This is a genomic window from Streptomyces sp. T12 (assembly GCF_028736035.1).
GTDB lineage: Bacteria > Actinomycetota > Actinomycetes > Streptomycetales > Streptomycetaceae > Streptomyces.
The window spans coordinates 8,962,297-8,987,806 of record NZ_CP117866.1; the positions used below are offsets into that span (position 1 = coordinate 8,962,297).

Annotated in this window: 20 protein-coding genes; 6 read left to right on the forward strand and 14 right to left on the reverse strand. The window is 71.2% G+C overall.

The features are described 5' to 3' along the window. Nucleotides 1-7: 7 nt before the first annotated feature. From ccrA to PBV52_RS40220, 4 genes are all read right to left on the reverse strand, one after another. On the reverse strand, nt 8-1,351 hold the full coding sequence (ccrA, locus tag PBV52_RS40205; protein ID WP_274245639.1) for a crotonyl-CoA carboxylase/reductase: 1,344 nt from the start codon (nt 1,349-1,351) through the stop codon (nt 8-10). 839 nt (nt 1,352-2,190) lie between these two features. Beyond that, nucleotides 2,191-2,409 carry a hypothetical protein gene (locus PBV52_RS40210; protein ID WP_274245641.1) on the reverse strand — a complete coding sequence of 73 codons (219 nt, stop codon included), beginning with the start codon at nt 2,407-2,409 and terminating at the stop codon, nt 2,191-2,193. Between the two features lie 183 nt (nt 2,410-2,592). Beyond that, nucleotides 2,593-3,405 (reverse strand): TetR family transcriptional regulator, encoded by an 813-nt coding sequence (locus tag PBV52_RS40215; protein WP_274245643.1) that lies wholly within the window; start codon nt 3,403-3,405, stop codon nt 2,593-2,595. A 208-nt stretch (nt 3,406-3,613) separates the two neighbouring features. Continuing rightward, a complete protein-coding gene (locus PBV52_RS40220) occupies nt 3,614-5,431 on the reverse strand; it encodes a 3-hydroxyacyl-CoA dehydrogenase family protein (RefSeq protein ID WP_274245645.1) in 1,818 nt (605 codons plus the stop codon). A 380-nt stretch (nt 5,432-5,811) separates the two neighbouring features. On the opposite strand from PBV52_RS40220, the gene PBV52_RS40225 reads away from it, so the two are divergent. Then, on the forward strand, nt 5,812-6,387 hold the full coding sequence (locus PBV52_RS40225; RefSeq protein ID WP_274245647.1) for an adenylosuccinate lyase: 576 nt from the start codon (nt 5,812-5,814) through the stop codon (nt 6,385-6,387). A gap of 112 nt (nt 6,388-6,499) precedes the next feature. On the opposite strand, the gene PBV52_RS40230 is transcribed toward PBV52_RS40225, so the two are convergent. From PBV52_RS40230 to PBV52_RS40245, 4 genes are all read right to left on the reverse strand, one after another. Beyond that, entirely contained in the window at nt 6,500-7,033 is a 534-nt protein-coding gene (locus PBV52_RS40230; protein WP_274245648.1) for a GNAT family N-acetyltransferase, read from the reverse strand. Nucleotides 7,034-7,073: 40 nt separating this feature from the next. Further along, a complete protein-coding gene (locus PBV52_RS40235) occupies nt 7,074-7,472 on the reverse strand; it encodes a RidA family protein (RefSeq protein ID WP_274245650.1) in 399 nt (132 codons plus the stop codon). A 53-nt stretch (nt 7,473-7,525) separates the two neighbouring features. Beyond that, entirely contained in the window at nt 7,526-9,103 is a 1,578-nt protein-coding gene (locus PBV52_RS40240; RefSeq protein ID WP_274245652.1) for an alpha/beta hydrolase, read from the reverse strand. A gap of 136 nt (nt 9,104-9,239) precedes the next feature. Beyond that, complete coding sequence (locus PBV52_RS40245; RefSeq protein WP_274245654.1) at nt 9,240-10,289, reverse strand: Rv2578c family radical SAM protein; 1,050 nt, start codon at nt 10,287-10,289, stop codon at nt 9,240-9,242. Between the two features lie 193 nt (nt 10,290-10,482). On the opposite strand from PBV52_RS40245, the gene PBV52_RS40250 reads away from it, so the two are divergent. The 4 genes from PBV52_RS40250 to PBV52_RS40265 all read left to right on the forward strand — a co-directional run bounded on the left by PBV52_RS40250 (nt 10,483) and on the right by PBV52_RS40265 (nt 17,001). Beyond that, complete coding sequence (locus tag PBV52_RS40250; RefSeq protein ID WP_274245656.1) at nt 10,483-10,926, forward strand: SRPBCC family protein; 444 nt, start codon at nt 10,483-10,485, stop codon at nt 10,924-10,926. Between the two features lie 183 nt (nt 10,927-11,109). After that, nucleotides 11,110-13,497: an MFS transporter gene (locus PBV52_RS40255; protein WP_274245658.1), complete on the forward strand. Its 2,388-nt coding sequence runs from the start codon at nt 11,110-11,112 to the stop codon at nt 13,495-13,497. Nucleotides 13,498-13,683: 186 nt separating this feature from the next. Further along, a complete protein-coding gene (locus PBV52_RS40260) occupies nt 13,684-16,122 on the forward strand; it encodes a SpoIIE family protein phosphatase (RefSeq protein ID WP_274245660.1) in 2,439 nt (812 codons plus the stop codon). Nucleotides 16,123-16,275: 153 nt separating this feature from the next. Next, nucleotides 16,276-17,001, forward strand: coding sequence for a class I SAM-dependent methyltransferase (locus PBV52_RS40265; protein ID WP_274245661.1), 726 nt, complete (start codon nt 16,276-16,278; stop codon nt 16,999-17,001). A 60-nt stretch (nt 17,002-17,061) separates the two neighbouring features. Here the strand turns inward: PBV52_RS40265 and PBV52_RS40270 are convergent, their stop codons facing one another. From PBV52_RS40270 to PBV52_RS40285, 4 genes are all read right to left on the reverse strand, one after another. Then, complete coding sequence (locus PBV52_RS40270; protein ID WP_274245664.1) at nt 17,062-19,623, reverse strand: immunoglobulin I-set domain protein; 2,562 nt, start codon at nt 19,621-19,623, stop codon at nt 17,062-17,064. 105 nt (nt 19,624-19,728) lie between these two features. Next, the gene (locus PBV52_RS40275; protein WP_274245666.1) at nt 19,729-20,268 is read right to left on the reverse strand and encodes a hypothetical protein; all 540 of its coding nucleotides are present in this window, start codon (nt 20,266-20,268) and stop codon (nt 19,729-19,731) included. 171 nt (nt 20,269-20,439) lie between these two features. Next, nucleotides 20,440-21,348, reverse strand: coding sequence for an HtaA domain-containing protein (locus PBV52_RS40280; protein WP_274245668.1), 909 nt, complete (start codon nt 21,346-21,348; stop codon nt 20,440-20,442). Nucleotides 21,349-21,385: 37 nt separating this feature from the next. Continuing rightward, nucleotides 21,386-22,144, reverse strand: coding sequence for a hypothetical protein (locus PBV52_RS40285; RefSeq protein ID WP_274245670.1), 759 nt, complete (start codon nt 22,142-22,144; stop codon nt 21,386-21,388). 208 nt (nt 22,145-22,352) lie between these two features. On the opposite strand from PBV52_RS40285, the gene PBV52_RS40290 reads away from it, so the two are divergent. Next, nucleotides 22,353-23,360, forward strand: coding sequence for a hemin ABC transporter substrate-binding protein (locus PBV52_RS40290; RefSeq protein WP_274245672.1), 1,008 nt, complete (start codon nt 22,353-22,355; stop codon nt 23,358-23,360). A 279-nt stretch (nt 23,361-23,639) separates the two neighbouring features. Here the strand turns inward: PBV52_RS40290 and PBV52_RS40300 are convergent, their stop codons facing one another. Next, nucleotides 23,640-23,861, reverse strand: coding sequence for a hypothetical protein (locus PBV52_RS40300; protein WP_274250027.1), 222 nt, complete (start codon nt 23,859-23,861; stop codon nt 23,640-23,642). A gap of 14 nt (nt 23,862-23,875) precedes the next feature. Beyond that, nucleotides 23,876-25,414: an APC family permease gene (locus PBV52_RS40305; RefSeq protein ID WP_274245673.1), complete on the reverse strand. Its 1,539-nt coding sequence runs from the start codon at nt 25,412-25,414 to the stop codon at nt 23,876-23,878. Between the last annotated feature and the right edge of the window lie 96 nt (nt 25,415-25,510).

Below are 25,510 nucleotides of genomic sequence, written 5' to 3' on the forward strand. Positions count from 1 at the left end.
GGGTGTCTCAGATGTTGCGGAAGCGGTTGATGGCGTCGATGTGCTTGGCGCGCATCTCCTCGTCGCGCACGCCGAGGCCCTCCTCGGGGGCCAGGCAGAGCACGCCGACCTTGCCCTGGTGGAGGTTGCGGTGCACGTCGAACGCGGCCTGGCCGGTCTCCTCCAGGGAGTAGACCTTCGACAGCGTCGGGTGGATCTTGCCCTTCGCGATGAGCCGGTTGGCCTCCCAGGCCTCGCGGTAGTTGGCGAAGTGCGAGCCGATGATCCGCTTCAGGGACATCCACAGGTAGCGGTTGTCGTACTCGTGGTTGTAGCCCGAGGTCGAGGCGCAGGTGACGATGGTGCCGCCCTTGCGCGTGACGTAGACCGAGGCGCCGAAGGTCTCGCGGCCCGGGTGCTCGAAGACGATGTCCACGTCCTCGCCGCCGGTGAGCTCGCGGATGCGCTTGCCGAAGCGCTTCCACTCCTTCGGGTCCTGGGTGTGCTCGTCCTTCCAGAACTTGTAGCCCTCGGCGTTGCGGTCGATGATCGCCTCGGCGCCCATCGCCCGGCAGATGTCCGCCTTCTGGTCGCTGGAGACGACACAGATCGGGTTGGCGCCACCGGCCAGCGCGAACTGGGTGGCGTACGAGCCGAGTCCGCCGCTCGCGCCCCAGATCAGGACGTTGTCGCCCTGCTTCATGCCGGCGCCGTTGCGGGAGACCAGCTGGCGGTACGCCGTGGAGTTCACGAGCCCGGGGGCCGCGGCCTCCTCCCAGCTCAGGTGGTCCGGCTTCGGCATCAGCTGGTTGGACTTGACGAGGGCGATCTCCGCGAGGCCGCCGAAGTTGGTCTCGAAGCCCCAGATGCGCTGCTCGGGGTCGAGCATCGTGTCGTTGTGGCCGTCCGAGGACTCCAGCTCCACGCTCAGACAGTGCGCGACGACCTCGTCACCGGGCTTCCAGGAGTTGACGCCCGGGCCGGTGCGCAGGACGACGCCCGCGAGGTCGGAGCCGATGATGTGGTACGGCAGGTCGTGGCGCTTGGTGAGCTCGCTGAGCCGGCCGTAGCGCTCCAGGAAGCCGAAGGTCGACAGCGGCTCGAAGATCGACGTCCAGACCGAGTTGTAGTTGACCGAGGAGGCCATGACGGCCACCAAGGCCTCGCCCGGTCCGAGTTCCGGCACCGGCACGTCGTCCAGGTGGATCGACTTGCGCGGGTCCTTGTCGCGCGTCTCCAGGCCCGCGAACATCTCCGTCTCGTCCTTGTGCACGGTGATCGCGCGGTACGACTCGGGGAGCGGCAGGGCGGCGAAGTCGGCCGGGGTCGATTCCGGCGACTGGATCGCGTCCAGAATGTCCTTCACGGTCACGGTGTTGCCTCCGGCGGTGAGCACCCTGAGGGAGGGGTGCTGAGGGTTACGTCGGTGCTGCTGAGGGTTTGGGGGTTGCCGTCGGTTCGGCGGGTGGTGCTGTTCGGCAGCGCTTTGTGGCGCGGGAGGTTGCCTGTGACGCAGGCGCCCGGGCGCGCACGCCCCGGAGGGGGCTTGCGGGGACAGCCGGCGTACGAATGGTCTCTGCACGCCGGCCGCCCGGACTCTTTCAACGTATGGCACCGCGTGTCACCTGGCAAGGCACTGGGTGCCAGAACTTGCTCTCAGATGAAATCTTTACGTAACAAATGAGCGATGATCGATCAAAGCTACCGACGAGTAGGTGCTAAACGGGCGCTATCGGTCAGGGATCGAGCAGCTGCCGTGGAGGAGTCGAGGTCCGTACCGGTGCGGGGACCTGCCAGGCGGATGCGGTGGTGATCGGCCGCGGGCGTCTGGTCCCGGGAGGTGAGCGCCTCGCTGGGTGTACGGATCGAGGCGGCTGCGGGGAAGGGCTACGGCTTCGCCATGGCGGCCGAGTCGCTACCGAGACGGCTGGTGCACCTGGGCTCGGCGAAGGCGGGCGGTGCCGGCGCCGCTGGGCAAGGGGGTGCGGGTCGCCGGGACGACGGAGTTCGACCGGGACCCGGGCCGCTTCCGGCAGGGCCGCGTGGAGGCGCTGGTGGCGGCCGCGCGGCCGCATCTGCCGGGGCCGACTGGGAGCGGCGGGGGCAGGAGTGGATGGGGCCCCGCCCGATGACCCCGGACGGGAGGGGCGGACGCTGGGCCGGCGGCCCGGTTCGTGCCGGGCCGCTCCGTCCGCGTCTTCGGCGTCGGCGCTAGGCGCCCAGGCCGAGCAGCGCCACCTGCAGGGGGAGCGCCGGCTCCTCGGGGAGGGCGGGAGGCTCCTCCCCGCGGCCCGTGTGCGTGGGCGGCACGGCGCGCAGGCCCTTGATGCCGTCGGCGGCCCACTTCGCGTCCGTCGCCGGGAGGGACAGGGTCATGCGCCGCCCGTCGGCCAGTGTGGCTTCGAGCTTGTTCGGGTCGTCCGCCTGCATGGCAACTCACTTCCGTCGCGCACCATGAAGATCGTGCTTCGATATGGAGGACGGACGTGCCTGCGCGATGGTTCCCCCCGGGGGATTCCTTGAGGGATCTCTGAGGTATCTCTGAGGGACCCCTCAGAGATCCACGACGAAGCCCTCGGCCTTGCGCCCCGGCCTGGGCCCCGCGCCCGCGCCCTAGGCCCGCTCCTTCAGCGCCTGCTCGATGGTCCGCATCACCTCGTCGAGCGGCGCGTCGGTCCTGGCCACCGTCACCAGCACCTCGCCCTGCGTCGCCACGGAGGCCGGCGCCGTACGCGGCGTGGTCTCCCGGCCCGCCCCGATCCCCGTCCCGAACGTCCTCCGAACGATCGCGAAGGCGTGGTCGAGCTGTGCCTCCACGTCGCCCTGACCCCCGGCCCGCAGCCAGCGCCGCAGGACGTGGTTGTGCGCGGTGACCACCGCGGACGCGGCGACCTCCGCCAGCAGCGGGTCGTCGTTGGCGTCGTCGTCGTGCGCGTGCTCGTCGAAGTGGCCGAGGAGATACCGGGTGAAGAGGCGCTCGTAACGGGCCACCGACGCGATCTCGGCCTCGCGCAGGGTGGGCACCTCGCGCGTGAGCTTGTAGCGGGCGACCGAGATCTCCGGACGGGCCGCGTACATCCGCATGACTTCCTTGATGCCGCGGCACACCGTGTCGAGCGGGTGCTCATGGGCCGGTGCCGCGTTGAGTACCGCCTCGGCGCGGATCAGGGTGTCGTCGTGGTCCGGGAAGATCGCCTCTTCCTTGGAGCGGAAGTGGCGGAAGAACGTGCGCCGGGCGACCCCGGCCGCGGCCGCGATCTCGTCGACGGTGGTCGCCTCGTACCCCTTGGTCGCGAACAGCTCCATCGCCGCGGCCGCCAGTTCGCGGCGCATCTTGAGCCGTTGGGCGGCCGCGCGACTGCCTGCGGCACTTTCCGGCGCGTCGGGCGTGGCTGGTGTACGTGAGGACTTGGCGGGCTGGGGCATGACCCGAACGTACTGCATGCGCGCAGTTTGATGCGCATGCACGGGGTTCCCCCCGCCCTGGACGGGCGGGGGAGTGCCGGGTCGGGCGGGTGGCGGCGAGCTGCTTCGGTCGGCTGGGGGAGAGCTGCGCGGGGCGGGCGGGGGCGGGCTGCCGGGGTCCAGCAGCCCGCCCCACTCCTGACCGCTGCTGAACCAGTCGCCGGGCCGCTCAGCGCCGGGCATATTCGCGGAAGCCGCGGCCCGTCTTGCGGCCGAGGCAGCCCGCGGCCACCAGGTGCTCCAGGAGCGGCGCCGGAGCGAGGCCGGGGTCGCGGAACTCGCGGTGCAGGACCTTCTCGATCGCCAGGGAGACATCGAGCCCGACGACGTCCAGCAGCTCGAACGGGCCCATCGGGTAGCCGCCGCCCAGCTTCATCGCCGCGTCGATGTCGTCGAGCGTCGCGTAGTGCTCCTCCACCATCTTGATCGCGTTGTTCAGGTACGGGAACAGCAGCGCGTTCACGATGAATCCGGCACGGTCACCGCAGTCCACGGCGTGCTTCTTGATCCTGGCGCAGACCTCGCGGACCGTGGAGTGGACGTCGTCGGCGGTCAGCACCGTGCGGACGACCTCGACCAGCTTCATCGCCGGCGCCGGGTTGAAGAAGTGCATGCCGATCACGTCCTGCGGACGCGAGGTGGCGCGGGCGCAGGCGACGACGGGCAGCGACGAGGTGGTGGTGGCCAGCACCGCGCCCGGTTTGCAGACCTTGTCCAGCGTCGCGAACAGCTGCCGCTTGATCTCCAGGTCCTCGGCGACGGCCTCGACGGCCAGATCGACGTCGGCGAACGCGTCGTACGAACCCGCCGCGGTGATCAGGTCCAGGGTCTGCGCGGCGGCCTCGGCGGTCATCCGCCCCTTGTCGACAGAGCGGGAAAGCGACTTGCCGATACGGGCCTTCGCGGCCTGCGCCTTCTCCTCGCTGCGGGCGGCGAGCACGACCTCGTACTCGGCCTTGGCGAAGACCTCGGCGATCCCGGACGCCATGGTGCCGGAGCCCGCGACGCCGACCGAGCGGACCGTGCGGCCGGGGGCCAGGGCGGCGCCGTCCAGCGGCGTCAGCGCGTCCCGCACGACGGTGGCGCTGCCCGGCGCCTCGTACGTGTAGAAGCCGCGGCCCGACTTACGGCCTGTCAGGCCCGCCTCGCTGAGCTGCTTGAGGATCGGCGCGGGGGCGTGCAGCCGGTCGCGGGACTCGGCGTACATGGCCTCCAGGACCCTGCGCGCGGTGTCGATGCCGATCAGGTCGAGCAGGGCCAGCGGTCCCATCGGCAGTCCGCAGCCCAGCCGCATCGCGGCGTCGATGTCCTCGCGGGAGGCGTACTTCGCCTCGTACATCGCGGCCGCCTGGTTCAGGTAGCCGAACAACAGCCCGTCGGCGACGAAACCGGGCCGGTCGCCGACCGCGACGGGCTCCTTGCCGAGGTCGAGGGCGAGGTTCGTGACCGCGGTGACGGCCGTCGGCGCGGTCAGCACGGAGGAGACGACCTCGACCAGCCGCATCGCCGGCGCCGGGTTGAAGAAGTGCAGACCGAGCACGCGCTCGGGGCGGGCCGAGTCGGCGGCCAGCCGCGTGACCGACAGGGCGTTGGTGCCGGTCGCCAGGATCGTCTCGGGGCGCACGATCCCGTCCAGCTCGCGGAAGATCTGCTGCTTGATCTCGTACGACTCCGGCGCCACCTCGATGACCAGGTCCGCGTCGGCCGCGGCCCGCAGGTCCGTGGAGGTGCGGATGCGGGCGAGGGCCTCCGCGCGCTCCTGCTCGGTCAGCCGGCCGCGCTCCACGGCACGGGCGGTCGAGGTCTCCAGGGTGGCGACGGCCTTGGCGGCAGCGGCCTCGCTGATGTCGATGCCGATGACCTCGCGACCGGCCTTGGCCAGGACCTCGGCGATGCCGGTGCCCATGGTGCCGAGGCCGACCACGGCAACGGTCTTGAGCGGGGACAGAGGGGTGTCGGACGAGGTGTCGGACAGGGGAGTGGCCATCGCGGGACTCCAGGAATGAGGGTGACGACTGGAAACGCGCCCGGGTGCGCCGAGAAGGCGCACCGGGTGCGGAAAGGAGTGAGTGCGGGTGTTGCCGGGCTACTGGCGCACACGCCCGGTGCCGTCACCGAGCGCGTGCACACGCGCCGGGGAACGGCGGATCCGATCGGCCCTGTCCCGGAGCCGAGTCGTACTACTGAGGTACCTGATGTACCGAACCGACCAGCACTCGCAGTGGCTGCGTCACCAGGCCGCTGCAAGTAAATGTGCGAGTGGGTGAACTCGCTCGTATGAGCTTAACCGGTGGGTAACGAGCACGCCAGACCTCGTCTTTGTGATGTAGGTCCCGCGCGGCGCGCCGCTTGCATACGCTCGGCTTCATGGACGAAGAGTTGCGATCACTCACGGAGCGCTTACGGCAGGAGTCCGGAGCGTCGGCCGCGTACGACCGCCTCGTGGCGACCGAGGACCTCGACGAACTCGCCGATGTGCTCACCGCGCCCGGACAGCCGCTGTGGGCCAGGGAGTTGGCCGCGTTCCGGCTGGGCCTCGCCGGGGACCGCCGGTCCTTCGAGTCTCTCGTCCTGCTCCTTAACCACCGTGACCCGGAGCGCTGTGTCTCCGCCGCCCACGCCCTCGCCCGGCTCGGGGACCCGCGCACGGCCCGCGCGGCGGCCGCCCTCGCCACAAACGAACTCCGCGTCGCCTACGCCCTGCACCCGGTCCGGCTCCTGGTCGAGCTGCGCGCCCCCGAGGCCGTGCCCGCCCTCATCACCACCCTGGAGCGACGCCTGCGCCCGCACGACCCCTACCGCCGCGTGGCCCTCGCCTGCGTGGAGGGCCTCGGCACACTGGGCGACACCCGGGCCAGACGCGTCCTGAACGAGGCGCTGGCCCACCCGGCACTCGCGGAGGCGGCGGTACACGCGCTGGCGCGGATCCCGAGACAGCGGTGAAACGCTGGGCGGCGGTGAATCCCTGGGCGGCGCCGAAGCCCTGGGGAGTGGTGAAGCCCGGGCCGACCGTCGGTGGCTTCGGACTGGCCGTCGGTGACCTCGGGCTGACCCCTCACCCGGACGGCAGCTCCCGCGCGTACCGCACCTCGGGCACCTCCATGCCGTCCACCTCGAAGGGCTCCTCGGCGCCGTCCGGGCGGAAACCCGCCCGCTCGTAGAAGCGCCGGGCACGGGTGTTGTGCTCCAGGACCCAGAGCAGCATGCGAGCGTGCCCGGCGGCCGTGCACCGGCGTACCGACTCCTGCAGCAGGGCGTGGCCGATGCCGTCGCCGTACCGTCCGGGGTCCACGTAGAGGGCGTACAACTCGGCGTCCTCGGTGCGCACCTCGCCGTCGCGGTACGGGCCGTGGCAGGCCCAGCCGACGATCTTGTCGTCCCGCTCGGCGACCAGGTTCACCACACTCCCGTCGGCCTGCGAGAAGTGGGCGCGACGGCGCTCGGCGTCCTGTGCCACGTCCAGGGCGTCCAAGTAGGGCTGCGGTATCAGGCCCTTGTACGCGCTCTGCCAGCCGCCGACGCGGATCTCGGCGACGCGCTCGCAGTCGGCCAGGGTCATGGGGCGGATCAGTATGCCGTCGTCGTCCATGACGGCACCGTAGACACCGCCCACCTGGTAGCGCCTGCGATTATCCCGGCAGCACCGCGAACGCCTCGACCTCCATCAGGAACTCCGGCCGCACCAGCCCGGCGACCTGCACCGCCGACGCGGCCGGCAGCCGGTCGTCGGGTATGTGCTCGGCGCGGGCCGCACGGATCGCGGGCATGTGCGCCATGTCCGTCACGAAGTAGGTGAGTTTGACGACGTCGTCGAAGGTCGCGCCCGCCGCGGCCAGGCAGCGCCGCAGGTTTACGAAGACCTGGCGGGCCTGGGCCGCCGGGTCGCCCTCGCCGACGAGCTTGCCGTCCTCGTCCAGGGCGAGCTGGCCGGAGACGGCGACGAAACGGCCGGTGCCGAGCACGACATGCGTGTACTGGGCGGCGGGGGCGACCCCGTCGGGGGCGGGAATCCTGGTCAGCTCACTCATGCGTCCATGGTGGACCATGAGTCTGACAACGCCCCCGACGGACCGTCAGGCGCTCAGGGGCGGAAGCCGAGCAGCCTGTGCAGTTCGGCGCCGCGCGACGACGTGGACGCGACCTTGGAGCTCAGCGGCTTGGGGTCGGGCCGCGCCTCGCACACCGCGTCGACCGCGCCTCGGCCGTGCGGCACCGTGCCGTCGGCCAGGTAGGCCGCGAGGTGTTTGTCCAGGCAGGCGTTCCCGCCCAGCGTGATGCCGTGGTTACCGCCCCCCTGCTCGACCACCAGACTGGAGCGGGCCAGCAGCCGGTGCACCGTGACGGCACCCGCGTACGGGGTGGCCGCGTCCTCGGTCGCCTGGAACAGCAGCATCGGCGGGACCGTGCCGTTGGCGACGCTGACCGAGGGGAGCGAACTCGTCGGCCAGAATGCGCACGGCGCGTTGTACCAGGCGTTGCTCCAGGTCATGAACGGCGCCTTCGCGTAGACGGCCCAGTTGTCCGTCCGCCACTCGCGCCAGTCGCGCGGCCAGGCGGCGTCACGGCACTGCACCGAGGTGTAGATGCTGTAGCCGTTGTCGTCGGACGCGTCGGCGGCGCCGAACCTCTCGTACGCCTCGACCAACGGTTCGGCGTTCTTGCCGTTCACGTACGCCGCGAACGCCTCGGCGAGGTAGGGCCAGTAGCCGTTGTAGTAGCCGCCGGGGATGTAGGTGTCCTCCAGCTCGGAGGCGCCCACCTTGCCGTCGGCCGCCTTCCTGGCCAGGGCCGCCCGCATCGCGTACCACTTGGCCTCGACCTTCGCCGGATCGCTGCCGAGCCGGTAGACCGTGTCGTGCTTGGCGATCCATGCCATGAAGGCGCGGTGCCGGTCGTTGAAGGCGTGGTCCTGCGCGAGGTTGTCGTCGTACCAGACGCCGGTGGGGTCGACGACCGAGTCCAGGACCGCGCGCCGCACCCGCTCCGGGAAGAGCTTGGCGTAGACCGCGCCGAGATAGGTGCCGTACGAGTAACCGAAGTAATTGATCCGCCGCGCGCCGAGCGCCGCACGGATCCGGTCCATGTCCCGCACGGCGCTGACCGTGTCGATGTACGGCAGTACGTCCCCGTACTTCTCGCCGCAGGCCCGGGCGAAGGCCTTGGCGCGCGCGAGGTTGGCCTGCTCGATCCGCGAGGTGCTCGGCACGGCGTCCCGGCGCACCGCGGCGAAGTGGCCGGGCCTGCAGTCGAGGGCGGGCTTGCTCTTGCCGACTCCGCGCGGGTCGAAGCCGATGACGTCGTACTGTGCCGCCACCGCCTTGGGCAGTGCGGAGGCCACGAATCCGGCGAGCGTCAGGCCGCTGGCGCCGGGGCCGCCCGGGTTGACCAGCAGAGGGCCCTGGTACTTCTTCGCGGTGTGCGGGACACGGGACAGCGCGAGCGTGATCTGCCGTCCCCGCGGACGGGAGTGGTCGAGCGGCACCCTGAGGGACGCGCACTGGAGCGTCGGGTACTTCTTGGTGGCGCACTTCTTCCAGGTGAGGGGCGCGGCGTGAGCGGTGTCCGCGGTGGGCGGGGGGCTCGCCTCGGCGGGGACGGCCGTCAGGGCCCCGGCCACGACGGCGGCGGCGCCGCACAGTACGGCTGCGCGTTCTCTCATGGGGTCCTTCCAGGACAGAGGGGCGCGGACCGCGAGTGTCGCGGTCCCTGCCGCATTCGTCCCGGAAAGGACGCCCGGAAGAACTCGTTCCGGCGGGACTTGACCCGATTGGGTCGAGGGAAGCGCTCCAATGCCCTCAAATGAGTGAGAGTTGGGTCGGTTCGGACCGCGTGTGCTCGGCGGGCTCTGCCCCCGGCTCGGGCTCGCGGATCCGCCTTGGCATGCCCGCGCGCGTGGGGCCGATGCCGTACTCCTGCGCCAGGTCGTGGACCTGGCGGGTGATCCGGCGCTGGTACCACTTCGGTGCGTAGGCGCCGTCCGCGTACAGCCGCTCGTAACGGCGGACCAGATACGGGTGGTGCCGGTCGAGCCAGGCCATGAACCACTCGCGGGCCCCCGGCCGCAGATGCAGCACCAGCGGCGTGACGGAGGTCGCCCCGGCGGCGGCGATCGCCCGCACGGTCGCCCGCAGTTGGGCCGGGTGGTCGCTCAGGAAAGGAATCACCGGCGCCATCAGCACGCCACACCCGAGACCGTGCTCGGTCAGGGTCCGTACGACGTCGAGACGGCGCTCGGGGGAGGGCGTGCCCGGCTCCACGGTGCGCCACAGCTCGGGGTCGGTGAAGCCGACCGAGACGGATATGCCGACGTCCGTCACCTCGGAGGACTGCTTCAGCAGGTCGAGGTCGCGCAGGATCAGCGTGCCCTTCGTCAGGATCGAGTAGGGGTTGGCGTGGTCGCGCAGGGCGGCGAGGATGCCCGGCATCAGGCGGTAGCGGCCCTCGGCGCGCTGGTAGCAGTCGACATTCGTGCCCATCGCTATGTGCTCGCCCTGCCAGCGGCGCGAGGAGAGCTGACGGCGCAGCAGCTCCGGGGCGTTCACCTTGACCACGATCTGGGAGTCGAAACCGAGGCCCGTGTCGAGGTCCAGATAGCTGTGGGTCTTGCGGGCGAAGCAGTACACGCACGCGTGCGTGCAGCCCCGATACGGGTTGACCGTCCACTCGAAGGGCATCCGCGAGGCGCCCGGCACCCGGTTGAGGATCGAGCGCGCCCGGATCTCGTGGAACGTGATGCCGGCGAACTCGGGCGTGTCGAAGGTGCGGGTCACTACGGCGTCCGCGCCGAACAGCGCGGAGTCGGCCCGGCTGTGGTCGGACTCCAGGGTGAGGTTCTCCCAGCGCATGACGCCTCCTCGGTAGCACTGCCCCCAGAATAGAACACATGTTCCCTTGATCGTGCGACCTGTATCCCTGGCTTCGTTTTGGATCGATGTGTGATCGCTTCGGGAGGCTGAGCGGGGCCCCGATTTGGGCGGTCCGGGAGCGGGGTGGTTGGCTTGCCCCAACCCCCGAGAATTCTGGTCCTGGAGGAAGTCAATGGCGCAGGTCGAGGCCACTACGGAGCGGGTCGTCGCGGCGGACGCGGAGAAGGTGTTCGACGCCCTCGCCGACTACAGCGGCACGCGCGCGAAGCTGCTCCCCGAGCACTTCAGTGAGTACGAGGTGCGCGAGGGCGGCGACGGCGAGGGCACCCTCGTCCACTGGAAGCTCCAGGCCACCAGCAAGCGCGTGCGCGACTGCCTCCTGGAGGTCAGCGAGCCCACCGACGGCGAGCTCGTCGAGAAGGACCGCAACTCCTCCATGGTCACCACCTGGCGGGTCACCCCCGCCGGCGAGGGCAAGTCCCGGGTCGTCGTCACCACCACCTGGCAGGGCGCCGGCGGTATCGGCGGCTTCTTCGAGAAGACCTTCGCGCCCAAGGGCCTCGGCCGGATCTACGACGCGGTGCTCACCAAGCTCGCGACCGAAGTCGAGAAGTAAGCCCGAACGCCCGCCTCGCGGATCTTGCGTGCGCCAATGCGCTGATCCCCGGCGGGTGTTGGCTCCCTCACCGGATCGAGTGGATCTTTCCGTCGCCAGGCCCGGTGCCGTAACTCGTCGCGCTTGTTCGCAGTTGTCGCCTTATGCGGGAAATGTGTAGCAGCGCGACGAGGGGAGCGGCACATGGGCGCGATCACTCTGGTACAGGACGAACAGGCCGCGGCGCCCCCGGACGTCCCCACTCCCACGCAGCCCCGGGCGACCGAACTCAGTCCGCGCCGGGTGCGGTTGGTCTTCTTCGCGCTGATGCTCGCGCTGCTGCTGGCCGCGCTGGAGCAGATGATCGTCGCCACCGCGCTGCCGAAGATCGTCGGTGAGCTGCACGGCCTGGACAAGATGTCCTGGGCGATCACCGCCTACCTGCTCACCGCCACCGTCGGCCTGCCCATCTACGGCAAGCTCGGCGACCTCCTCGGCCGCAAGGGCGTCTTCCAGTTCGCGATCGTCGTCTTCGTCGTCGGCTCCGCGCTCGCGGGCCGAGCGCAGACCATGGACCAGCTGATCGCCTACCGCGCGATCCAGGGCGTCGGCGCGGGCGGGCTCATGATCGGCGTCCAGGCGATCATCGCGGACATCGTGCCGACCCGGGAGCGCGGCCGCTTCATGGGCCTGATCGGCGCCGCGTTCGGCCTCGCCTCGGTCGCCGGCCCCCTGCTGGGCGGCTACTTCACGGACCACCTCTCCTGGCGGTGGTGCTTCTACATCAACGTCCCCTTCGGCCTCGTCACCCTGGCCGTCGTAGCCGTCGTACTGAAGCTGCCGAAGCCGCGGACAAGGGCCCGGCTGGACATCCTCGGCTCCCTCCTGCTCGCCGCCGCCTCCACCTGCCTGGTCCTGCTGACCAGTTGGGGCGGCATCGAGTACGCCTGGGACTCCCGCGTCGTCCTCGGCCTCGGCGCGGGAGCGGTCGTCTCGACCGTCCTGTTCCTCGTCGTCGAGCACTTCGCCGTCGAACCCCTCATCCCGCTGCGGCTGTTCAGGGACTCCGTCTTCAACGTCACCGGCCTGGTCGGCCTCGTGATCGGCGTCGCGCTGTTCGGCGCGGCCAGCTATCTGCCGACGTTCCTGCAGATGGTGGACGGGGCCACGGCCACCGAGTCGGGCCTGCTGATGCTGCCGATGATGGCCGGCATCGTCGGCACCTCGGTCATCGCCGGCCAACTCATCAGCCATACCGGCCACTACAAGATCTACCCCGTGCTCGGCAGCGCGCTCGCGGCCGTCGGCATGTGGCTGCTGTCCCGGCTCGAAGTCGACACGCCCCGGCTGCACTACAGCATCTGGATGGCCGTCCTCGGCGCCGGTATCGGCATGGTGATGCCGGTCCTGATCCTCGCCGTGCAGAACTCCGTGCGCCCCGCCGACCTCGGCACCGCCACCAGCGCCAACAACTACTTCCGGCAGATCGGCGGCAGCGTCGGCGCGGCGGTCTTCGGCACCCTCTTCGCCGGCCGGCTCGCCGACGCCCTCGCCGAACGCCTGCCCACGCGCGCGGGCGGCGAGCTGCCCGACCCCGAGTCCCTCACCCCGCAACTCGTCCACGCCATGCCTGAGGCACTGCGCGAGGGTTACATCCGGGCCTACGCCGACGCCATGCCGAGGATCTTCCTCTACCTCGTGCCGGTGCTCGTGCTCGGTCTGCTCATCGCCTTCTTCCTCAAGGAGAAGCCCCTGGTGTCCCACAACGCCCCGGCCCCGGAGACGGACACGGCGCCCGTGGATGGCCAGATCCCGTCGGCCCGTTCGCCGTACGCCGCCGGGGTCCCCGTCTGCGGCACGGTTCAGCACCCGGACGCAACGGGCGTACCGCGCGCGGCGCTCACGCTCATCGACGTCGCCGGGCAGCAGGTCGGGCGCGGCGCGAGCGGCGAGGACGGGCGGTACGGGCTGGCGACGCCGGGCCCGGGGGCGTACGTGCTGATCGCCGCGGCGGGCGGCCACCAGCCGCAGGCCGTCTCCGTGACCGTCGGCGAGTACCCCGTCGAGGTGGACATCGTCCTCGGCGGCGCCGGACGCCTAGCCGGGAGCGTGCGCACCCCGGACGGCACGCCCGTGGACGCCACCGTCACACTCACCGACGTGCACGGCGACGTCGTCGCCACGACCCGCAGCGGCTGCGACGGCGGCTATGTCATCACCGAGTTGGTGGCCGGCCAGTACACCCTCGCGGCGAGCTCGCCCGCGTTCCGTCCGACCGCCGTTCCCGTCACCGTCCAGGTGGCCCGTGAGACCCGCCAGGACATCGAACTCGCCGGCGGCGCCACACTGCGCGGCACCGTGCGGGCGGGCGGTGGGCGGCCCGTCGAGGACGCGCGCGTGACGCTGCTCGACCCGGCCGGCAACGTCAGGGACACGCTCACCACCGGACCGGACGGAACCTTCCGGTTCGTCGACCTGTCCTCCGGCGAGTACACCGTCATCGCCGCGGGTTACCCGCCGGTCGCCACCGTGCTCCAAGTCGCCGGCGGAGACCGAACGGAACGCGACCTTCAGCTCGGTCACGACGACTGAGCCGACGACCGGCACCCGTGCTGTCCTGCGGGGACGCCGCGCGGACGGGCCCCCCGGCCCCGTCATGCGCGGCTGCGATCCCGTCACACCAATTCCCGTGTTGCCGCACATCACCACCGCCGACAGCCGTACGGTGGAGTAGGCGGCACAGATCTTGCGGAGCTGTGGGGAGAGAGGGCCTGGGCGATGGACCGTGGCACCGAGAGGGACGGCGCGGTGACGGAACACGCCGCGGCCGGCCGCGTCCCGCTGGCCGTCGTCGTGGTGGACCGCGAGGGCCTCGTCTCCCACTGGAGCTCCGGCGCACGCCGCCTGTTCGGCGCCGCCAAGGAGGAGGCGATCGGACGCCCGGCCGTCGATCTGCTGCCCGTCTCCGGAGCGCTGCCCGAGGAGGACGACCTCACGCCGTACGGGGCGTACGCGGCGTACGACGGCTTCGGTCACGATCTCGAATCGTCCCTGGACGGGCGGCTGTTCTACCCTGCCGCGGGCCGCGCCCGCCTCACCGTGCCCGAGCGCGACCGCGTCGACGTCCTGTGGTGGGCCTACCCGTTGGTGGGGCCCGGACCGGAGCGGCTGCTGGTGCTCGGCGCCGATGTGGGCGCACTCCAGCAGGGCAGCGAGCCCGACGAGCACACCGGCTTCGAGCGCGTCGCACCCGGCTTCGCTCTGCACACCGACTTCCCCGGCGCCGAGGAACTCGCCCGCCGCCTCCCCGAGATCCTGCCCAGCATGAGCGTCGAGGAGGGCGCCCGCATCGTCGGGCAGATCCTCGAACTCGGCTATCCGGTACTGGAGTTCAGCCAGAACGACCGGGTGCCCGTCACCCCCGACTGGGGCGTGCCCCGGCGCGTGGAGCGCAGGGCCCGCCGGGAGCGGGCCGCCCGGGCCGCCGCTGAAGGCCTGCCGTTACCGCAGGAATACGCCGACGAGGTCGAGGACCTCGAGTACACCGCCGTACGCGAACGCCTGGAGTTTCTCAACGAGGTCAGCGGCCGCATCGGCACCTCCCTCGACCTGGCCCGGACCATCATCGAGGTCAGCAAGGCCGTCGTGCCGCGCTTCACCGATGTCGCCGGTACCTATCTGCGTGAACAGGTCGTCGCCGGCGAGGGATTCGCCGAGGGCGTGCCGGACACGACCACCATGTGGCACCGGGTCGCCGTCGAGCACACCGACGAACCCGGCCGCTGGGACGACGTCGTGCCGGTCGGCGAGGCCATGCCGTTTCCCGCGCACACGCCGTTCTTCCAGTGCATGACCAGCGGTGAGCCGGTCCTCGTGCCGCGCATCAGCGAGCAGATGGGCCACGCGATCGCCTCGCAGTTCGAAAAGCGCGACATCCGGCCGCTCATCACCGGCCGTTCGATGCTGGTGGTGCCCCTGAAGGCACGCAATGTCGTCCTCGGTTTCATGATCCTGCTGCGGCACCCGGAGCGCGTCGAGTTCAACGACATGGACCGGGTCACCGGCGCCGAACTCGCCGCCCGCGCGGGCCTCGTCCTCGACAACGCGCGCATGTACACGTACCAGGAGAGCGTCGCCGAGACCCTCCAGGACAGCATGCTGCCGCACATCCCGCCGCGCATGGCGGGCTGCGACATCGCCACCCGCTATCTGCCCGGCACCCTGCTCGGACGGGTCGGCGGCGACTGGTTCGACTCCGTCAAGCTGCCCGGCGCCCGCACCGCTCTCGTCGTCGGGGACGTGATGGGCCACGGCCTCAACTCGGCCGCGATGATGGGGCAGTTGCGGACGGCCGTACAGACCATGGCCGCCCTCGACCTGCCGCCCGCCCAGCTGCTGCGCAACCTCGACGACCTCGCCCAGCGCCTCGGCGACACCTACCTCGCGACCTGCCTGTACGCCGTCTACGACCCGATCGCGAGCGAACTGCAGATCGCCAACGCCGGTCACATCCCGCCCGTCCTGGTCCGTGCCGACGACGGGCGCAGCGAGCTGCTCGACCTGCCCACGGGTGCGCCGATCGGCGTCGGCGGGGTGCCCTTCGAGGCGGTACGCGTGCGCGTGGAGCCCGGCGACCGGATCGTGATGTGCACCGACGGGCTGGTCGAGGTGCGCGGCGAGGACATCGGCGTCGGTCTCGCGACCCTGTGCGAGTCCGCCGCCCACCCGGCCGCGTCCATGGACGACGCCTGCGACACGATCATCCGCGCACTCAACACACGAGGCGGCCGCAAGGACGACGTCGCCCTGCTGATGGCCCGCCTCAACGGCATCGAGCCGGACGACGTCGCCGAGTGGCGGATCGACCTCCACCCGAGACAGGTCGGCCGGGCCCGCGCCGTCGTCCGTGAGCAGCTGCACGAGTGGGGCCTGCCCCGCCTCGTCCACACCACGGAACTGCTGGTCAGCGAGCTCGTCACCAACGCCGTACGGCACTCCCACAGCCGTCCCGTCGTACTGCGCCTCGTCCGCGGTGACACGCTGCTGTGCGAGGTGGACGACGACGATCACGATCTGCCGACGCTGCTCAACGCCGGTCCGGGCGACGAGTCCGGGCGTGGGCTGCGTGTGGTGAGCACGCTCGCGCGCGAGTGGGGCACGAGCCGTACGAGCGCCGGAAAGACCGTCTGGTTCGAACTCACGCTCCCGCGACGCTGATCCCTTGTGCCCCGAGGGGCGTACGACGGCGTACCGCTCTCGAATGCGGAGTGAAGGAATGCGCCACGCGCTTGTAGCCGTGACCCGGCCGCGATAAACCGTACTCGCCCGTCACTTGACGACGGGTCGGCGTCGCACCCTGGGGAGTTGGGCATGAGCGTGACCAGTCGATACCGGGAGGCCTGGGAGGGCTTCTGGAGTGAAGCCCCCGACGAACAGGGGGCGGTGTTCTGGGACGCGGAGCCGGCCTTGACCGCCGGCCCTCACCTGGCCCTCTTCGAGGCGCACCTGGCCGATCCCGGACTGCCGATGGTGGACCTCGGCTGCGGCAACGGCACCCAGACCCGTTTCCTCGCCGACCGCTTCCGGCGCGTCCTCGGCGCGGACCTGTCCGCCGCGGCCCTCGACCACGCCCGGCAGGCAGACCCCGCCGGGCAGGCGACGTACCGGCTGTTCGACGCCGTGGAGAAGACCGAGGCCGAGACGCTGCACGCGGAACTCGGCGACGTCAACGTCTACATGCGGGGCGTGCTGCACCAGGCCGAGCCCGACGACCGGCAGCCCATGGTGAACGCCATCGCCACGCTGGTCGGCGAGCGGGGCCGGGCCTTCCTCGTCGAACTCTCCGAGTCCGCCAAGCCCGTCCTCATGGGCCTCGCCCAGAACCCGGCGGGACCACCGCCCAAGCTCGCGCCGATCCTCCGGCACGGCATCGCCCCCGGCGAGGTGGCCGACGCCGCGGTGCCGGAGTATCTGCGCGCGGCCGGGCTGACCGTCCTCGCGAGCGGTGAACTGCCGCTGATCACCACGGAGTACGCGCCCGACGGGACTCGGATCGAGCTGCCGTCCAAGTGGGTGATGGCGGGCCGTACGGCCTGATGACGGCTGACCTCCGGCGCGTCCGTGCGCGCCGGAGAGTGAACTCGCCCCAACCGTCGATCAGTTGGCGTTACGGCCCTTGCGGTACGCCGCCCAGCCCGCGACGAGCAGCATGGCGGCGAGCGCGCCGACGGAGAGCACCGTGACGCCGGTCGAGGCGAGGCTGCCGCCCGCGGTGGAGGTGCCGGTGCCGTCGGATCCGCCCGTGGTGGAGGCGCTGTCCGTGCCTCCGGTGCCACCGCCCGTCGTGCCGGTACCGCCGCTGCCGCCGTCGTCGTCCGTGTCCACCGGGTCCTGCCCGACGAAGCTGACCGGGACCTTGACGTCCTGCGAGCGGTCGCCGGACAGGGTGTGGTCGCCCCGGGTGGCCAGGACGCACGTGGCCTTGAAGCAGTCGGTGTACTCGTCCTTGGCGTCCGCGGTCAGCTCGACCTCGAAGGTGCCGCCCGCGCCGTACGGGATCGCCAACTCCTCGCCGTAGTCGGGCGGGTTGGAGGAGATCCACGCGGAGGAGTGCGAACCGCCGGTCATGTCGACGCCGCCGATGCACGGCGTGGGCAACTCGCCGTCGCCGTTGTCGACGCAGAGGGCGACATAGATGCCCTTCTTCGCGTCGTAGCCGGTGCCGGTGACCTTCACGGTCTGGTTCTCGGTGGCGAGGTTGTTGACCGGGGTGACGGTGAGTTTCTGGCCGTTCGGGCCGGTGACGGTTTTGGAGCCGGAGGGTTGGCCGGGGGTGTCCGGGGTTTCGTCGCCGTTCCCGTTCCCGTCGCCCGCTTCCTTGACCGTCAGAGCGATCGGCGATGTGCGCGTCGTCCCCGGGGAGTTCGTGAACTCGGCGCGGTACCGGTACCCGTCCTGGGTCGCCTTCGCGGTGAAGGAGTACGCGTTCTGGGTCGCGCCGTCGACCGTCGACCAGGTCTGGCCGCTGTCGGCGCTGACCTGCCAGCGCACGGTCGGCTCCGGGGTGCCCTCGGCGGCGGCGACGAGGGTGACCTTGTCGCCGGGTGCTACGGACTGGTCCGTGGGGGACTGGACGACCTTGGGGGAGACGCGGCGGTCGAGCTTGACGACCTTGCTCTCGGCCTGGTCGGTGACGTAGACGGACGTGGCGCCGGGGGTGACGGCGACGCCCGCGTAGGCGCCGGCGCGGCTGCCGGGCAGGGCGAGGGGCTCGGCCGCCCGCTCGGCCGTGGCGCTGTCGTAGACCTCCAGGGCGCCGACGTTGTCCGCGCCGTCCTGGGCGGTGCCCCAGTCCTCGCGCAGGACGAAGGCCTCGCCGGTGGCCGTGTCGAAGGCCATGGCCGTGGCCCGGTCCTTGCCGGTCAGCTTGGCCAGCTGCTTGCCGTCCTTGTCGAAGACGAGCACGTCGTAGGTGCTGCCCACCCAGACGTTGCCGGTCGCCGGGTCCGTCTCGACGAAGTGGACGGAGGCCGCCGGGAGTTCGGCGGTGGCGGTGACGGTGAGGGAGCCGGTCTCGACGCGGTACAGCTTTCCGCCCGCGGTGTCCGCCGACCAGGCGGTGCCGCGCGCGGCGTCCACGCCGAGGATGCCGCCGCCTTCCAGCGTGGCGGTCCTCTTGACCGTGCCGGTGGCGGTCTCGACCTCGGACAGGACGGCTCCCTGGGCGACCAGCGTGGTGGACGCGTCGGTGCCGGGACCGACGCCGGTGACCGCGCCGCCGCCCAGCCACACGCCCTTCGCGGCCGTGTCGCCGTCCTTCGCGGTGCCTATGCCGCGCAGCGGGTAGTGGAAGACGACGCCGTCGCCGGCCAGCGGGGCGGCGATCCAGCGGACCACGCGGGCCGCGAGCGCGCCGGTGGCGCCGGGAGCCTGCTGGACGTGGCCGAGGAGTGTGCCGTCCTTCGGGTCGAGGGCGTACAGGCCCTGCTCGGCGACGTCCGCGGTGTCGGGGATGTTGTCCGAACCGACGTACAGCTTCCCGGAGTCGGGGTGCAGCAGCAGGTCCAGCGGGCGGCCCGCGGTGGTGAACTCGGCGGCCTGCGCGTAGCTGACGGTGCCCGGCGGTACGTCCACGCCGTCGCCGCCGTCGTCCCCGTCGCCGGGGTCCTGGCCCTCGAAGGTGACCGGGATGCGGACGTCCTGGGAGCGGTCGCCGGGGTTGCGGTGGTCGACGCGGGTGACGACCGAGCAGCTGACCTTGGTGCAGTCGAGGCTGCTGTCCTTGGCCTTGACGTCGATCCCGACGTCGAACGTGCCGCCCTCGCCCCACTGCACGGCCAGGTCGCCCGCGTACTCGTCGCCCTCGGGGACGATCCACTGCGAGGAACTGCCGGTGCCGGTCTCGTCAGCGCCGCCGAGGCACGGCGTGGGGACGCGGTTGTCGCCGTTGTCCTTGCACAGGGCGACGTAGATGGCCTTGGCCGCGTCGTAGCCGGAGCCGGTGACGCGGAGCGTCTCGCCGTCGGGGTCGAGGTCGGCGGAGGCGGAGACGGTGAGCTTCTGGCCGTCCTTGCCGAGGGCCGTCCTCGGTGTGTCGGAGGCCTGCGCGGCGGAGCCGAGCGCGACGGCGGTGGCCACGAGCGCGACGGCGCCGAGGAGCGCCGTGGAGCGCCGGGACCGGGGTCCGGCTCCGTCCGCCGGTCTGGGTTCGTCAGTCATGGTGGGTCCTCATGGGTCCTCATGGGTCCTCACTGGTCGGGTGCGCCCGGCACCCCGGGGATACCGAGGGCCGGGCCCCCGTGTGGGGCCCGGCCTGACGGGCGCCTACTGGAAGGTGATCGGGACGTGGACGTCGTACTTGCGGTCCTCGCTGTCGAAGTGGTCCGCGCGCGTCACCACGGCGCACTCGACGTCCTGGCCGCAGACGCTGCCGTCGCCGAGGGTGGCCTTGACGTAGATCTGCACGCTGAAGGTGCCGCCCGTGCCGAACTTGGAGCTGTTGGCGAACATGCCGCCGAAGGTGTTGTTGACCCAGTGCGAGGCACCGGTGGAGCCGTCCTCGTCCTGGCCGCCCAGACACGGGGTGGGCTTGTTGGCGCCCTGCGCCCCGTCGACCACGCACAGGCTGACGTAGATGCCCTGACCGGTGTTGTAGCCGGAGCCGGAGACGGTGATGACCTGGCCCGCGGCGGCGGCCGTGGCGGGCGAGGTCAGCGACAGGTTGTACGTCGCGCCGCCGTCGGTGACCGTGCGGGCCGAGGTGGCGGCGGAGGCCGACGTGGCCAGGCCCAGGGTCAGGGCGGCGGAGGCGGCTACGGCGAGGGCGGCGCGGGCGGCGGTACGGGGGGAGGGAACGGATCTCATGGTGAGCTCTCCTCGTGAGTTAAGTAAGGCAAACCTAAGTGCCGTTCCCGTTGGATTGTCAACGGGCGGCAAAGAGCATCAACGCCCCTGAATCACAAGGGATTTGGGCATGCCGGAGAGCGGACCGTCCGACTGGATGCGCCCGCTCCTCGTCCCGTCCCGACGGATGTCCTACGTCGGCGCCCGCACGCCGAAGTCCGCGACAGCCCTGCGTTCCCCGGTCACCGTGGCGAGCTCGACGGTGTGCGCGCCCTCGGTGGCCGTCGCGTACACCGGGAACGTCCGGGAGATCCGTCCCGCCTCGTCGGCCACCGCCTGGTACCGGGTGTCCTGGTCGATCGCGACGAGCACGACCTCGCCGGGCTCGAACCCCGCGCCACTGACCTGCTGTTCGACGCCGGGGGTGAGGGTGGTGCGGGTGACGGTGGCGGACGGGGCCGTGGCCTGTGGGGGGAGCGTCGCCGGTTTCTCCTCCGGCGCGGCTTCGGTCGTGTCGCCACCGGTCCCCACCGTCAGGTCCAGCACCCCGTACGCGTCCCCCGCCGCGAATTCCGCTCCGCTCCACTCGGACAGCAGCGCCGCTCCGTCCTGCGTGAGTGACGCCTGCAGCCCGGTCCAGGTCACCCCACTCGTCCGTACGACGGGCTCGGCGCCGGACTTCACGTCGGCCAGGGTGAGTTCGCGGGCCCGGCCGTCGACGGCCGTACGCGCGTGGAGGGTGCCCGCGTCGCCGTCGAGCCGCAGCCGGAGCCCGCCGAGGGGCAGGGGGCGTGGGCCGGTGGAGGAGGTCAGCAGGGCCGAGCCGCCCAACTCGACGTCCGCGTCGCCGGTTTCGGGGTCGGCGCCGCCGCCGGTCGTCGGGAACCAGGCGCGGTCCGCGGATCCCCGTACGGCGGGCTCGGCCACGCCGAGAGAGATGCCCTGGTCGTCGAACTCGGCGGATGCGAGGTTCCAGCTCGCGTAGCCGCCGGACACCTCGCGCGCGAACGCGTCCCCGTCCTGCGCGGCCGCGCCGCCCGGACACAGCAGCGTGAGCAGCGCGCCGCCCGTCACGGCGGCGGCGCCGGGTCTCTTGGTCATCTCCAAGTCTCCTTTCGGAGGGTGAGTCGAGTGGGGGTCACTCCGCGTTCGCCGCGCGGCGCCTGCGTGCCCAGAGCCAGGTTCCGGTGCCGGCCGCGACCAGGGCCGCCGCGGTCACGCCGGCCGTCAGGGCCACGGAACCGGTGCGGGCGAGCGGGCCGTCGGAGGTCTCGTCGGCGGCGCCGTCGCTCGAACTGCCCGTACCGCCACCGCCGGTCGCGCCCGCACTGGCCGTCGCGGTCGGACTCGCCGTGGCGCCGTCGCCGCTGGGCGAGCTGCCGCCGGTGCCGCCGGTGGCGCCGAAGGTCACCGGGATCCGAACGGTCTGGCTCTGGTCGCCGCCCCGGGTGTGGTCGTTGCGGGTGATGACGGCGCATTTCACGCCGGACTTGGTGCAGTCGGTGTTCGCGTCCTTGACGCGGACCTTGAGTCGCACGCCGAACGAGCCCTTGTGGCCGCTGCCTTCGTACGGTGTCGCCAACCCCTCGCCGTACGAGGGCGGGTTGGAGGAGATCCACGCGGACGCCCCGGACTCGCCGGACATGTCCACTCCGCCCACACAGGGAGTGGGGGTCTTGCCGGCGCCGTTGTCCACGCAGAAGGCGACGTAGATGCCCTTCTCGGTGTTGTAGCCGGTGCCGGACACGGTGACCGTCTCGCCCGCCGGCTTGAGGCCCGAGGGCTTGGAGACCGTGAGTTTCTGGCCCTCCGGGCCCGTTGCCGAGGCGCCCGCCGCGGCTGCCGGCGAGGCGGCCGGAAGCGCCAGGAGGACGGCGGCGGCCGAGGCCGCCAGCACGGTCGTACGGTCAACTCGCCTGCCGCGCAGGCCACATGGCGATTTCACGTCGCACCCCCACCAGGAGTTAATAAGGTAAACCTAACCTAAGCTATTGATCAACTGGGTGCGAGACGAGAGACCGGAGGGCCGAGCGATGCGAATGACCGGAAGACCCCACCTGTTGACGGGAAGACCCCACCCCGGGCCACGGGCCCGCCGAGCCCTCATGCCCCTTGCTCTGGCCCTCGCGTTGCTGACGGGTGCCTGCGGCGGCGGGGGTGGCGGCTCCTCGACGGCGGACGCGTCACCCGCCTCCGCGGGCGAACGCGCGGCCGCTGCCGAGAAGCAGCTCGCGAAGAACACCCTCGTCCCCCTCGAAGGCGAGCCGCCGACTCCGAAGTTGCCGGTCACCGTCGACTCCTCCGACGGGCGTGAGGTGAAGGTGAAGGACGCCTCGCGCATCCTGCCGCTCAACGGGGGTGTCGCGGAGATCGTGTTCACGTTGGGTCTCGGTGACCGTGTCGTCGGCCGCGACATCACCGCCACCTTCGCGGAGGCGAAGAAACTCCCGCAGGTCACCAAGGCGCACGACGTGAGCGCGGAGAGCGTGCTCTCGCTGCGGCCGACGGTCGTGCTGGCCGACACCGACACCGGCCCCTCGGAGGCCATCGACCAGATCCGCGATGCCGGCGTCCCCGTCGTCGTACTCGATCCGGCCACCGAACTCGCCGACGTCCCCAGGCGCACCACCCGCATCGCCGAGGCGCTCGGTGTCCCCGACGCGGGCAAGGCTCTCAACGAGCGCATGAGCGACGAACTCGCCGCGGCCCGCGCCGCCGTGCCCAAGGGCGGCAAGCCCAGGGTCGCCTTCCTGTACATGCGCGGCAGCGCGGCCGTCTATCTGATCGGCGGCAAGGGCTCGGGCGCCGACTCGCTGATCGAGGCTGCGGGGGCGGTGGACGCGGGCAAGGAGGCCGGGCTGGACAAGCCGTTCACGCCGATCACGAGTGAGGCCCTGGTGCGGGCGCGGCCGGATGTGATCCTGATGATGACCAAGGGGCTGGAGTCGGTCGGCGGCATCGACGGGCTGGTCGACATACCCGGGATCGGTCAGACGCCGGCGGGGATGGACCGGCGGGTGGTGGACCTGGAGGACGGGGTGTTGCTGGGGTATGGGCCGCGGATGCCGTTGGTGATCGACATCCTGGTGGATCGCATACATCGGGCCGCCTGAGGTCAACGCCCGTCCGGGACAGGGAAGTTCACAGTTGCAGCAGCTGGCGACTCCGTGGCCCCCTCGCGCAGGCGACGGTCCGGACCCCTACACCAAGGACGTCCAGGTCATGGGCATCCGCAACGCGCTCGCCTACCCCGGCGACCCCCTCAGCCGCACCGCCTCGGCCCACAAGGTCCTGGACGCGGGCGCGGGGCCGTTGATCGCCTCAGGTACGCCGGTCTCCGGGCTGTACGCCGTCGGAGAGGTCGCCGGCTTCGGCGGAGGCGGCGTCCACGGCTACCGCTCACTGGAGGGGCGTGGAGCGGCGTACGGCGTCGGTGGCGCCGACGGCCGCGGGGGCCAGGTGCGCACGACCAGTACGGCGTCTGTCGGCCGAGGGTCCGTCCCGTCCCGTACGGCCTGCGGCACGCGCGCGTGGAGGTCGTCGGGCCGGGTCCCACCGTCCAGTACGGCGGCCGGCTCCGCCCACCGTGACAGCTCGGCGAATGCTGCCGGCATCTCGACGGCGATGCTCAGCGCACGTCGGGTCCGCTTCCTGATTCCCCGCCACTTCCCGACGTCTCGCCGTCGACGAGGGCGGGGTCGACCACACCGGGGCGTTCCGACCAGAACGCGGGAGCCACCAGCCGCCACACGAGCATGAGGACCACGCCCGTGGCGGTGATGCCGATGCCGATGACGAGCGGGGGGCCGAGCCCGAACCACGAGTCGCCGCTGTAGGAGTTGGCGGGGTCGGACATGTCGATGACCGACTCCACCAGCAGCCATGCCAGCAGCCCGGCGCCGACTAGCGGGCCGAGGCCGATGAGGACGAAGTGGCGGACGCTTGTGGTCAGTTGGCGGCGGTAGTACACGGCGCAGGCGACACCGGTGAGCGCGTAGTAGAACGCGATCAGCAGCGAGAGCGCGGTGAGCGAGTCGAACAGCGCGTTGGCGCTGATCTCGTTGACGACGAGGTACCAGGCGATGGCGATGGCGGCGACCCACCACGTGCTCACGTCGGGTGTGCGCAGTCGCGGATGGATCCGGGCGAAATGCTTGGGCAGCGCATGACGGCGTGCCATGGACAGTGCCGTGCGGGACGCCGGGATGATCGTCGTCTGTGTCGACGCCAGCGCGGACGTGGAGACCGCGAGCAGGACCACCCAGTCCCAGCCGCCCATGGCCTCTTCGGCGAGCAGGGCGAAGATGAACTCCTCCTCCGCTGCGTTCTCGGCCAGATAGGCCGTTCCGGCGTAGGCGACCACCGCGAAACCCACCGCCACGTAGGTCACCAGCAAAATGACCGTCGACCACACGGCCGCCCTGCCGGGAGCGGTGGCGGAGTCCTCGGTCTCCTCGGTGAGATTGACCGCCGACTCCCAGCCCCAGTAGATGAACACGCCCAGCAGCAGGGCCCCCGTCAGCGCGGCACCTCCGGCTCCGAAGGGGTCCAGCCAGCGGAGCGACGGTTCGATGGAGTCGAGCGTGCCGGTGTCGGCGTAGACCCGGTACAGCGCCACCACGGCGAAGGCGAGCAGGCAGACGACCTGGGCGATGATCAGGGCGTTCTGCACTTTGGCCGACACCTCGGTGCCGATGACGCAGACGGCTGTCATCAGCAGGATGAGCAGCACCGTGAGCAGTCGGCGTACGGCGTCGTTGTCGGCCCAGCTGTCGAGGCCGAAGGCGATCAGGGCGAAGGTCACGGCGACATCCGCCAACGACCCGACGACCAGCACCCCGGTCATCGTGATGGCCCAGCCGCCGAGCCACCCGGCCCACGGCCCCATGGCCCGGGTGACCCAGGAGAAGGTGGTGCCGCAGTCCTGGTCGGCCTTGTTGAGGTAGTAGAAGGCCGAGGCGATCAGCAGCATGGGCACGAACGACGCGAGCATCACGCCGGGGGCGTAGATCCCCACCAGTGGCACGACCGGGCCGATGACCGCCGCGACCGAGTACGCCGGGGAGGTGGAGTTGAGCCCGATGACGAGCGCGTCGACGAACCCGATCGCGTTGGATTTCAAGCCGGCGGACGGCGGTGGGCCCGCCTCCTTGATGTCGTCGGCCATGTGCCTTCACTCCCTGTCGTACGTGAATCCATACAACAGGGAGGTAGGGGACATTCAGGTCATTGATGCCTCTGCTGCGTCCATGTTCACCAAGGT